The organism is Pseudomonas sp. ok266, assembly GCF_900110195.1.
GTDB lineage: Bacteria > Pseudomonadota > Gammaproteobacteria > Pseudomonadales > Pseudomonadaceae > Aquipseudomonas > Aquipseudomonas neuropathica.
In genome coordinates this window covers 151,792-162,468 of the sequence record NZ_FOCU01000004.1, presented here as the reverse complement: position 1 = coordinate 162,468, position 10,677 = coordinate 151,792, and the positions used below count along the sequence as shown (strand labels likewise).

Below are 10,677 nucleotides of genomic sequence, written 5' to 3'. Positions count from 1 at the left end.
GCCGATTGACTCAAATCCCCCGCCCATGCTCTCCTACACAACTTGTTACGGGTGCCCTTCACAGGGTGAAACGGGAAACCGGTGAATCATGTGCTTTACTCAAGCCCATGTCAGTCCGGTGCTGCCCCCGCAACGGTAAGCGAGCGAAGCGTCAAAACCACTGTGCCGATACGGTATGGGAAGGTGACGCTTGCAGGTCGGCCTGACGCCAACCCCTCGTGAGCCCGGAGACCGGCCCGCAACACACAGCCCGCTTTTGTGCGGCGCTGCACATAACAAACCCGCGGTGGGCGGGCGCTGTTCGAACCTCTGCGAGCCCGACCCGCAGGGGTTTTCATGCGCTCTATTCACCCGCTGACACTCCAGAGGGAAGCGCCATGTCGATCATCAGCAGCACCGGCAGCAACACGGACAAAATCGCCAGCACCACCACCCTGAGCCAACGCCTGACCGCCGCGATCTTTGCATCGATCCTCGGCGCCAGTCTGGTTTACTTTGCCGGCTTCTCGCACATCGAAGCGGTGCACAACGCCGCCCACGATACCCGCCACAGCGCCGCGTTCCCGTGCCATTGAGACCTGCCGACATGATCAAGCGTATCGCGCAAACTGCAGGTTTCTCTGGTCTGCTGGCCGCCCTGCTCCTCACTCTGCTGCAAAGCTTCTGGGTTTCGCCGCTGATTCTGCAGGCGGAAACTTTCGAGAAGTCCGAGCCGGTGGCGGTTCACGAACACGCCGCTGGCGTGGCTGCGCACACCCATGATGCCGAGGCCTGGGAGCCGGAAGACGGCTGGCAGCGCGTAGTCTCGACCACTGGCGGTAATCTGGTCGTAGCCGTCGGTTTCGCCCTGATGCTCGCCGGCCTCTACACCCTGCGCGCGCCGACCAAAACTTCGCAGGGCCTGCTCTGGGGCCTGGCCGGTTACGCGACGTTCGTGCTTGCTCCGACCTTGGGCCTGCCACCAGAACTGCCGGGCACCGCTGCGGCTGATCTGGCTTCGCGGCAGACGTGGTGGATCGGCACGGCCGCTTCGACGGCTGTAGGTCTGTCGCTGATCGCGTTCAGCCGTCACTGGCTGATGAAGGTCCTCGGTGTGGCCATCCTCGCTGTGCCCCACGTGATCGGCGCACCGCAACCGGAAGTGCATTCGATGCTCGCCCCCGAAGCACTCGAAGCTCAGTTCAAAATCGCTTCGCAGTTGACCAACGTGGCGTTCTGGCTGGCCCTGGGCCTGATCAGCGCCTGGTTGTTCCGCCGCAAAAGCGCTGGTCAATACCACGCATGACCGATGACCGCGCAGCGCCGACCTTCGTGGTCGGCCTGGGCTGCCAGCGCGGCTGCCCGGCCAGCACGCTGCGCGCGTTACTCGATCAAGCGTTACAGGCGCATCGCATTGAGCTTGAGGCGGTGAAAGCATTGGCCAGTATCGACTTGAAGCGCGACGAGCCGGGCCTGCAAGAACTTGCTGCACAACTGGCTCTGCCCCTGCTGTACTTCAGCAGTGACGAACTGGCCAGCTACCAACAGCGGCTTAGTCACCATTCACAGATTGCTTACGAACGCACCGGTTGCTACGGCGTCGCCGAAAGTGCCGCGCTTGCGCTCGCTGAACAGCTGATTCAAGCGCCGGCAAAACTGCTGATCTCCCGGCAAAAATACGCTCAGGCCACGCTGGCATTGGCCGGCGCGGCGTAAAATCCCGATAATCCCCGCCATTGATCATGAGCGTTGTTCATCTGCAACGCAGTCGTGCCCTCTTTTACTCAGGATTCAACGATGACCGTCTACTTCATCGGCGCCGGCCCCGGCGACCCGGAATTGATCACTGTCAAAGGCCAGCGGCTGATTCGCAGTTGCCCGGTGATTATCTACGCAGGTTCGCTAGTGCCGGCGGCGGTACTCGACGGCCATCAAGCCGAAACGGTGGTGAACAGCGCCGAACTGCATCTGGAACAGATCATCGAATTGATCAAGACCGCGCATGCCAAGGGTCAGGATGTGGCGCGGGTGCATTCCGGCGATCCGAGTCTGTATGGCGCGATCGGCGAGCAGATCCGATATCTGCGCGAGCTGGATATTCCGTTCGAGATCATTCCCGGCGTGACGGCCACCGCAGCCTGTGCGGCGCTGCTTGGCGCGGAATTGACGCTGCCGGACGTGTCGCAAAGTGTGATTCTGACCCGCTACGCCGACAAAACCGCAATGCCGGCAGGCGAAGAGCTTGGCAGTCTGGCGCAGCATGGCGCGACCATGGCGATTCATCTGGGCGTTAACCATTTGCCGAAGATTCTGGTGGAACTGCTGCCGCATTACGGCGCGGATTGCCCGATTGCCGTGATTCACCGGGCGACGTGGCCTGATCAGGATTGGGTGGTGGGGACGCTGGCGGATATTGCCGAAAAGGTTGAGGCCAAAGGATTTCGGCGTACGGCGTTGATCCTGGTCGGCCGGGTGTTGGGCAGCGAGGTGTTCAGCGAGTCATCGTTGTATCGCGCTGGGCATGCGCATCTCTATCGCCCATGAAGCCGCCTTCGCGAGCAAGCTCGCTCCCACATTTGGAATGCGATCAAATGTGGGAGCGAGCTTGCTCGCGAAGGCGTCGGTACATGTCACCCATAAAAAAACGGCGCTCACGGGGCGCCGTTTTTCATGTCCGCAGCGAACACCTTAGTAGTAGGCGTTTTCTTTCTGCGTGTGGTCGGTCACGTCGCGAACGCCTTTCAGCTCCGGAATACGCTCGAGCAAGGTGCGCTCGATGCCTTCCTTCAAGGTTACGTCCGCCTGGCCGCAGCCCTGGCAACCGCCACCGAACTGCAAAACGGCGATGCCGTCTTCAACCACATCGATCAGGCTGACCTGGCCGCCGTGGCTGGCCAGCCCCGGGTTGATTTCGGTTTGCAAGTAGTAGTTGATGCGCTCGTTGACCGGGCTGTCGGCGTTGACCATCGGTACTTTGGCGTTCGGCGCCTTGATGGTCAGCTGGCCGCCCATGCGGTCGGTGGCGTAGTCGACAACGGCGTCATCGAGAAACGCTTCGCTGAAGTGATCGATATACGCGGTGAAGCTTTTCAGCCCCAGCGCGGTGTCTTCAGGTTTTTCTTCGCCCGGCTTGCAGTAGGCAATGCAGGTTTCAGCGTACTGGGTGCCAGGCTGGGTGATGAAGACGCGGATGCCGATGCCCGGGGTGTTCTGCTTGGAGAGCAGATCAGCCAGGTAATCGTGGGCGGCGTCGGTAATGGTAATAGCGGTCATGGAAACTCCTCGCAGGCTTGGGCGCAGTTTACGCCAATCATTGCGCCGGACAAAGTCCTAGTATTTTTGTCGGGAAAGATTCTCGTCCGGCTCCATGTCAACCCGCGCCTTGAGCCAATGGTAGCTGCGCTTTTCCACCCATTCGTAGCTCAACCACGAGCCAACGCCAATCGCCAGCGCGCACAGGGCAAACATCAAATACGGGTTGATCGCGTAGCGTTGCGCGATAAATCCCCCCGCCGACAGCACCAGCACGTGCATCAGGTAAACCGAATACGAGCAATCGCCAAGCAGTTTGAGCATTCGGCTGCGCTCGACATAACGCTCAAGTGAGATACACGCCATGACCAGCACTGCACTCGGCACGCCCCAGTTCAGCAGCCTTGGCGCCGGTGCCAAATGATAAATCGCCAGCAGTGCCACGCCGATCGCCAGCAGCGGCAGCCTCAGGCCGGCACCGATCCAGCCCCGCCGATAGAGCATGCCAATGCCGATCCCCAGCAGAAACTCATAAACGATGTCCGACCGATAAAACGCGCTGACCCAGCCAAACCCGGTCCAGGCCTGACACACGGCAAAGAGCAGCGCGGCGACCACCAGCAGGCGCACCTGCAAACGAAACAGCAGCGCCCAGGCAAACAGCACGTAGAAAAGCATTTCGTAATTCAGTGTCCAGCCGACATTCAACGTCGGATAGATACCGTAGCCGCCAGGATTCTCGGTAGGAATGAACAGCAACGACAGCAGCAGATGGCCCCAGTCCACCGTCTGATCCGGCAGCAAAGGTTGGGCGAACACCACCAGCAGCGCCATCAGCAGCGTATACAGCCAGTACGCCGGGACGATGCGAAACAGCCGGTACAGCAGGAAACGCGCGGGTGGCAGCGGTTTGTTTTCGGTCGAGAGGAAAATCACCAGCCCGCTGATGACAAAGAAGATATCGACGCCCACCGCGCCTTTGTCGATAAAGAACTGGCCGACCGGTCCGCGCGCCTTGAAGTCAAAAAAAATCTGCATGAAGTGGTGGCACACCACCGTCCACGCGGCCAGCGCACGCAGGGCTTGCACTGAAATCAACATCACCTGCTCCCGATCACAATTCCTGAATCCACCTCAGATCCCTTGTAGGAGTGAGCCTGCTCGCGATAGCGGAAAATCAGGCACTAGAGATGTTGAATGTACCGCCGCCATCGCGAGCAGGCTCACTCCTACAAGGGTTTGGTTGTGTTGCTTCAAGTTGGGACAGCAGGCCAATCTGAAACGATCAAAGATTCTCGTAGCGGTTCATGTCCAGCACGCCCTCTTCCACCGGGTCGGTTTCGTGCAGGTATTGGCTCAGATCGTGGAAATAGAACCAGAATTGCGGGTGACTGCGCCGAATACCCCAGCGTTCGACGATTTTCTCGAAACGATTGGCGTCCTTGGCATTTTCCATTGCATCAACAAACTCGGGCACCTGATCGGCCGGGACATTAAAGATGAAGTTCGGATAGCTGCTGAGCACGCCCGGGTAAATGGTGATCGTGTCCAGCCCGGGCTGATAGCGCAGCGACTCACCAAGCAGGAACGCCACGTTGCTGTGCGCGCGGTTGCGCAACAGGCTGTAGACCTCGCGTTTGCCGTTGGCGGTTGCAATGCGCAGCATGGTGGCTTCCGGCAGTTGGTCGATGACCTTCAAACCGGCCGCCGGACGCGAGGTCAGGCGACTCAGCGCCTGCTCGGCATTTTGCAGGGCCGGGTCAATATTCGGCCGCGAGCAGTAAGCCCCATCGCAGCGGTTGATTGGATCCGGGTGCGCATTGAGATCACCGTAACGCGCCAGCAACTGCATGGCGAAGTCGTATTTCGGGTCTTTGTCATCAAGTTTGAGTGCCGTCGGCTTGTCGTCGTCGATCGCTTCGTAATCGAGCCACATCTTGAACTGGCCGCTGTTCTGATACCAGTCGTCGAGGTAATCCTCTCGGGAGTCGGCGGGCATCAGGCGCAGGAAGTTTTGCTCGGCGCCATTGCGGATCAAATCGAAATACAGACGGGTTTGCGCCTGATGCGAGACGTTGCCGAACACGTCGAAGTTGACGGCCAATTGGTAATAGGTGCGTTCGAGCAGCGGATAGTCGAACAGCCACATCGTCTGCGGCACCTCGCCGATCAGGCCTTTGGTCACCGAGGCGCTGTCAAAGTGGCGGAAAATGCTCAGCAGCGCGTTGTCGTTGCCGGCCCACAGGGTCGACCAGCTGGGCGCCGGCAAATCAGCGTAGCTGTCGCGGCGCAAGGCTTCGTATTCGTTTCGTTTGTCACGGTAGTTGCGCCACAGGCTCAGTACGCTGCCGACGTCATCGTTCTGCCCGGGCATGGCCAGCAACGGCGTGGCCTGGCCGCGATAGTTCGGGTCAGTGATATAGAGGTCATGTTCCGGCGCCTGGAACAGCGCCCAGAAGTTGTCACGGATCACGTCGGTCGCGATCTGCCCACGGCACACCGGGCCGCGAATGAAGGTGCGGACAAAGTATTCGGCGTTGTCGAGCATGAACTGATAACGCGCCTGCGCCGGGATCGCTTCAAATGTGGCGAACGGGTTGGCGCGGCTCTGCGGGCCGTAACCGGGCAAGGCATTAACCTGCCAGTTACCGCTATAGAACAGACTTTTGACCCGCGCCATTTTCGCCGCGCTCAACGGATAGGTGATGTGGGTCTTGTGCACGATCACCCCTTGCACCGGCCACAAGCGGTAATACACCTGGGTGCCCGGATCATCGTTGGGGCGACGGGTGGCGATCAGGTCGATTGGCTGCCCGGTCGGCGTGCGCGAACGTACCCACTGGAAATAATGGCCCGGCTCGCCGTCCTTGAAATAGATATGCGCAAGGTACCAATGCTCGTACAACCAGCGACCGACCAGACTTTGCCGTGCGCCGGGAGTGTTGAGCAGGTTTTCCCACTGGACGATCTGCAGCGTCTCTTTGGTGCTTGGCGCCAGGCCTTGTTCGTCAATCGGCGCACCCGAGGCCAGCCAGCGCTGCAGCGTCTGGTATTGCTGATCGGTCAGCCCGGTGACTGCCAGCGGCATGCCTTCTTTCGGATGCGCGCCGGCGTAGCCTTCGAACTCGGCGGGCATCGCGCACAGGTTTTCGCGGTTCAGACCCAGCACGATGTCTTCCGGGAGCTTGGCGTTCGGCGTCAGTGGCGTCTTGTGTCCAAGTTCTAGCATGCGCGCCATCAGCGCAGCCTGGCTGCCTTGGGCATCGAGCACCGAATAGAAGTCTTTTTGCTGCCAGGCACGTTTACCGAAGGCATCGTAAAACAGTCGGGTGGTGGGTGCCGCTTGTGTGCGCTCGCCATCGTAGACCGGCATTTTGCTCGCACCACGGGCCGCGCCCTCACCGCTGCCCAGATTCAACTGGCAGGCCGAGTCGTAACACGCATGGCAGGCCACGCACTTCTCGGTGAAGATCGGTTGGATATCACGGCTATATGAGATCGTGGGTTCCTGCGCAACGGCGCCCCAGCTTAAAAACAGCAAAAAAATGCTGATGACGCGGTACGACATGCCCTTGATCCCGATCCTGAAAAAAACGCCGCGATTCTACAGTATGACGCTCGTACCAACATGAGCGATATTCATGCAAAAGCCCAACATGCTCTAAAAGCGCACAGGTTTGCTATGATCCCGCTCCTTCGTAATGGTCTTTCCGAGTAGTCCAAATGTCCGATCGCAGCGTCCGCCTTCAAGCTCTCAAGCAAGCTCTCAAAGAGCGCATCCTGATACTCGATGGCGGTATGGGCACGATGATCCAGAGCTACAAGCTCGAAGAGCAGGACTATCGCGGCAAACGCTTCGCCGATTGGCCGAGTGACGTCAAGGGCAACAACGACCTGCTGGTCATCACCCGTCCGGACGTGATCGGCGGCATCGAGAAAGCCTATCTGGATGCCGGCGCCGACATCCTCGAAACCAACACCTTCAACGCCACGCGCATTTCCATGGCCGACTACGGCATGGAAGAACTGGCCTACGAGCTAAACGTAGAAGGCGCACGTCTGGCGCGCAAGGTTGCCGACGCCAAGACCGCCGAGAACCCGGCCAAGCCGCGCTTCGTCGCCGGCGTGCTCGGCCCGACCAGCCGCACCTGCTCGCTGTCGCCCGACGTCAACAACCCGGGCTACCGCAACGTCACCTTTGATGAACTGGTGGAAAACTACACCGAAGCCACCAAAGGCCTGATCGAAGGCGGCGCGGATCTGATCCTGATCGAAACCATTTTCGACACCCTCAACGCCAAAGCGGCGATCTTCGCCGTGCAAGGCGTGTTCGAAGAGCTGCACATCGAACTGCCGATCATGATTTCCGGCACGATCACTGACGCCTCCGGCCGGACCCTGTCGGGGCAAACCACCGAAGCGTTCTGGAACTCCGTGGCGCACGCCAAGCCAATCTCGGTCGGTCTCAACTGTGCGCTCGGCGCCAGTGAGCTGCGTCCGTACCTGGAAGAGCTGTCGAACAAGGCCAGCACCCACGTTTCCGCGCACCCGAACGCCGGCCTGCCGAACGAGTTTGGCGAGTATGACGAACTGCCGTCGGAAACCGCCAAAGTCATCGAAGAATTCGCCCAGAGCGGCTTCCTCAACATCGTCGGCGGTTGCTGCGGCACCACCCCGGGGCACATCGAAGCCATCGCCAAAGCCGTCGCCGGTTACGCGCCGCGTCAGATTCCGGACATTCCGAAGGCCTGCCGCCTCTCGGGTCTGGAGCCGTTCACCATCGATCGCAACTCGCTGTTCGTGAACGTTGGCGAGCGTACCAACATCACCGGCTCGGCCAAGTTCGCCCGGCTGATCCGTGAAGACAACTACACCGAAGCCCTCGAAGTCGCCCTGCAACAGGTCGAGGCCGGCGCGCAGGTGATCGACATCAACATGGACGAAGGCATGCTCGATTCGAAGAAGGCCATGGTGACCTTCCTCAATCTGATTGCCGGTGAACCGGACATCTCCCGCGTGCCGATCATGATCGACTCGTCGAAATGGGAAGTGATCGAAGCCGGCCTCAAGTGCATTCAGGGCAAGGGCATCGTCAACTCGATCAGCATGAAAGAAGGCGTCGAGCAGTTCATCCATCACGCCAAACTGTGCAAGCGCTATGGCGCCGCCGTTGTGGTGATGGCGTTTGACGAAGCTGGCCAGGCCGACACCGAAGCGCGCAAGAAAGAAATCTGCAAACGCTCCTACGACATTCTGGTCAACGAAGTCGGCTTCCCGCCGGAAGACATCATCTTCGACCCGAACATCTTCGCCGTCGCTACCGGTATTGAAGAACACAACAACTACGCGGTGGACTTCATCAACGCCTGCGCCTACATCCGCGACGAACTGCCGTATGCGCTGACCTCGGGCGGCGTGTCCAACGTGTCGTTCTCGTTCCGTGGCAACAACCCGGTGCGTGAGGCGATCCACTCGGTGTTCCTGCTGTACGCGATCCGCGCGGGCCTGACCATGGGCATCGTCAACGCCGGGCAGTTGGAGATCTACGACCAGATCCCGCAGGAACTGCGCGACGCCGTGGAAGATGTGATTCTCAACCGCACGCCAGAAGGCACCGACGCCCTCCTCGCCATCGCCGACAAGTACAAGGGCGACGGCAGCGTCAAGGAAGCCGAGACCGAAGAGTGGCGCAGCTGGGAGGTCAACAAGCGTCTGGAACATGCGCTGGTCAAAGGCATCACCACGCACATCGTTGAAGACACCGAAGAGTCGCGCCAGTCGTTCGCCCGCCCGATCGAAGTGATCGAAGGCCCGCTGATGTCCGGCATGAACATCGTCGGCGACCTGTTCGGCGCCGGCAAAATGTTCCTCCCGCAAGTGGTGAAATCCGCGCGAGTGATGAAGCAGGCGGTGGCGCACTTGATCCCGTTCATCGAACTGGAAAAAGGCGACAAGCCGGAAGCCAAAGGCAAGATCCTCATGGCAACCGTGAAAGGTGACGTGCACGACATCGGCAAGAACATTGTCGGCGTGGTGCTCGGTTGCAACGGCTATGACATCGTCGACCTTGGCGTGATGGTCCCGGCGGAGAAGATTCTGCAGGTCGCCAAAGAACAGAAATGCGACATCATCGGCCTCTCTGGCCTGATCACGCCGTCGCTGGACGAAATGGTTCACGTTGCCCGTGAAATGCAGCGCCAGGACTTCCACCTGCCGCTGATGATCGGTGGCGCGACCACTTCCAAAGCGCACACGGCGGTGAAGATCGAGCCGAAATACAGCAACGATGCCGTGGTCTACGTGACCGACGCCTCCCGTGCAGTGGGCGTGGCGACGCAGTTGCTGTCGAAAGAATTGAAGGCCGGTTTCGTCGAAAAGACGCGTCTGGAATACATCGATGTGCGCGAACGTACCTCGAACCGCAGCGCCCGCACCGAGCGCCTGAGCTACGCAGCGGCCATCGCCAAGAAGCCACAGTTCGACTGGGCCAATTATCAGCCGGTCAAACCGACCTTCACCGGCAGCAAGGTACTGGACAACATCGACCTCAAGGTCTTGGCCGAATACATCGACTGGACGCCGTTCTTTATCTCTTGGGACCTGGCTGGCAAGTTCCCGCGCATCCTCGAAGATGAAGTGGTCGGTGAGGCCGCCACCGCGCTGTACAAGGACGCGCAGGAGATGCTCGCCAAGCTGATCGACGAGAAGCTGATCAGCGCCCGTGCGGTGTTCGGCTTCTGGCCGGCCAATCAAGTACATGACGACGACATCGAACTGTACGGCGATGACGGCAAGCCATTGGCCAAGCTGCATCACCTGCGCCAGCAGATCATCAAGACCGACGGCAAACCAAACTTCTCGCTGGCTGACTTCGTAGCGCCGAAGGACAGCGAAGTGACCGACTACGTCGGTGGTTTCATCACCACCGCCGGCATCGGCGCCGAAGAAGTGGCCAAGGCTTATCAAGACGCTGGCGACGACTACAACTCGATCATGGTCAAAGCCCTGGCCGACCGTTTGGCCGAGGCCTGCGCCGAGTGGCTGCACCAGCAAGTGCGTAAAGAGCACTGGGGTTATGCCAAGGACGAAGAGCTCGATAACGACGCGCTGATCAAAGAGCAATACAGCGGCATCCGCCCTGCTCCGGGTTACCCGGCGTGCCCGGATCACACCGAGAAAGCGGCGCTGTTCGCCTTGCTCGATCCGCAAGCCGAAGAAATGCGCGCCGGTCGCAGTGGTGTGTTCCTCACCGAACACTACGCGATGTTCCCGGCGGCTGCGGTCAGCGGCTGGTACTTCGCCCACCCGCAAGCGCAGTACTTCGCCGTGGGCAAGGTCGACAAGGATCAGGTGCAAAGCTACACCTCGCGCAAAGGCCAGGAGCTGAGTGTGACCGAGCGCTGGCTGGCGCCGAACCTCGGCTACGACAACTGAAACCCGCCACGG

Annotated in this window: 8 protein-coding genes and 1 riboswitch; of the genes, 5 read left to right on the top strand and 3 right to left on the bottom strand. The window is 60.0% G+C overall.

The window, feature by feature from the left end; all coding sequences use genetic code 11:
- The first annotated feature begins 32 nt into the window (after nucleotides 1-32).
- Nucleotides 33-255: riboswitch (cobalamin riboswitch) on the top strand.
- A 122-nt stretch (nucleotides 256-377) separates the two neighbouring features.
- The 4 genes from BMY54_RS08585 to cobM all read left to right on the top strand — a co-directional run bounded on the left by BMY54_RS08585 (nucleotide 378) and on the right by cobM (nucleotide 2,523).
- Nucleotides 378-575, top strand: a complete 198-nt coding sequence (locus BMY54_RS08585; protein ID WP_093430890.1) for a CbtB domain-containing protein — start codon at nucleotides 378-380, stop codon at nucleotides 573-575.
- 11 nt (nucleotides 576-586) lie between these two features.
- Nucleotides 587-1,285, top strand: coding sequence for a CbtA family protein (locus tag BMY54_RS08580; RefSeq protein ID WP_093430887.1), 699 nt, complete (start codon nucleotides 587-589; stop codon nucleotides 1,283-1,285).
- Nucleotides 1,282-1,695 carry a cobalamin biosynthesis protein gene (locus BMY54_RS08575; RefSeq protein WP_003225490.1) on the top strand — a complete coding sequence of 138 codons (414 nt, stop codon included), beginning with the start codon at nucleotides 1,282-1,284 and terminating at the stop codon, nucleotides 1,693-1,695. Before BMY54_RS08580 ends, BMY54_RS08575 begins: the two co-directional genes overlap by 4 nt.
- Before the next feature lie 81 nt (nucleotides 1,696-1,776).
- Nucleotides 1,777-2,523, top strand: coding sequence for a precorrin-4 C(11)-methyltransferase (cobM, locus tag BMY54_RS08570; protein WP_093430883.1), 747 nt, complete (start codon nucleotides 1,777-1,779; stop codon nucleotides 2,521-2,523).
- 144 nt (nucleotides 2,524-2,667) lie between these two features.
- Here cobM and nfuA read toward each other — a convergent pair whose 3' ends face one another.
- The 3 genes from nfuA to BMY54_RS08555 all read right to left on the bottom strand — a co-directional run bounded on the left by nfuA (nucleotide 2,668) and on the right by BMY54_RS08555 (nucleotide 6,799).
- Nucleotides 2,668-3,252 carry a Fe-S biogenesis protein NfuA gene (gene nfuA / locus BMY54_RS08565; protein ID WP_007912592.1) on the bottom strand — a complete coding sequence of 195 codons (585 nt, stop codon included), beginning with the start codon at nucleotides 3,250-3,252 and terminating at the stop codon, nucleotides 2,668-2,670.
- A gap of 57 nt (nucleotides 3,253-3,309) precedes the next feature.
- Nucleotides 3,310-4,332, bottom strand: coding sequence for an acyltransferase family protein (locus BMY54_RS08560; RefSeq protein WP_093430880.1), 1,023 nt, complete (start codon nucleotides 4,330-4,332; stop codon nucleotides 3,310-3,312).
- A 184-nt stretch (nucleotides 4,333-4,516) separates the two neighbouring features.
- Nucleotides 4,517-6,799 carry a fatty acid cis/trans isomerase gene (locus tag BMY54_RS08555; RefSeq protein ID WP_093430878.1) on the bottom strand — a complete coding sequence of 761 codons (2,283 nt, stop codon included), beginning with the start codon at nucleotides 6,797-6,799 and terminating at the stop codon, nucleotides 4,517-4,519.
- 155 nt (nucleotides 6,800-6,954) lie between these two features.
- Here BMY54_RS08555 and metH point away from each other — a divergent pair, with 155 nt between their 5' ends.
- Nucleotides 6,955-10,665, top strand: a complete 3,711-nt coding sequence (metH, locus tag BMY54_RS08550) for a methionine synthase (RefSeq protein WP_093430875.1) — start codon at nucleotides 6,955-6,957, stop codon at nucleotides 10,663-10,665.
- Nucleotides 10,666-10,677 lie beyond the last annotated feature (12 nt).

Excerpts from the sequence above, each read along its gene's own strand:
- BMY54_RS08585 (WP_093430890.1), top strand. The coding sequence starts at position 378 with ATGTCGATCATCAGCAGCACCGGCAGCAACACGGACAAAATCGCCAGC.
- BMY54_RS08555 (WP_093430878.1), bottom strand. The coding sequence starts at position 6,799 with ATGTCGTACCGCGTCATCAGCATTTTTTTGCTGTTTTTAAGCTGGGGC.
- BMY54_RS08575 (WP_003225490.1), top strand. The coding sequence starts at position 1,282 with ATGACCGATGACCGCGCAGCGCCGACCTTCGTGGTCGGCCTGGGCTGC.
- cobM (WP_093430883.1), top strand. The coding sequence starts at position 1,777 with ATGACCGTCTACTTCATCGGCGCCGGCCCCGGCGACCCGGAATTGATC.
- BMY54_RS08560 (WP_093430880.1), bottom strand. The coding sequence starts at position 4,332 with ATGTTGATTTCAGTGCAAGCCCTGCGTGCGCTGGCCGCGTGGACGGTG.
- metH (WP_093430875.1), top strand. The coding sequence starts at position 6,955 with ATGTCCGATCGCAGCGTCCGCCTTCAAGCTCTCAAGCAAGCTCTCAAA.
- nfuA (WP_007912592.1), bottom strand. The coding sequence starts at position 3,252 with ATGACCGCTATTACCATTACCGACGCCGCCCACGATTACCTGGCTGAT.
- BMY54_RS08580 (WP_093430887.1), top strand. The coding sequence starts at position 587 with ATGATCAAGCGTATCGCGCAAACTGCAGGTTTCTCTGGTCTGCTGGCC.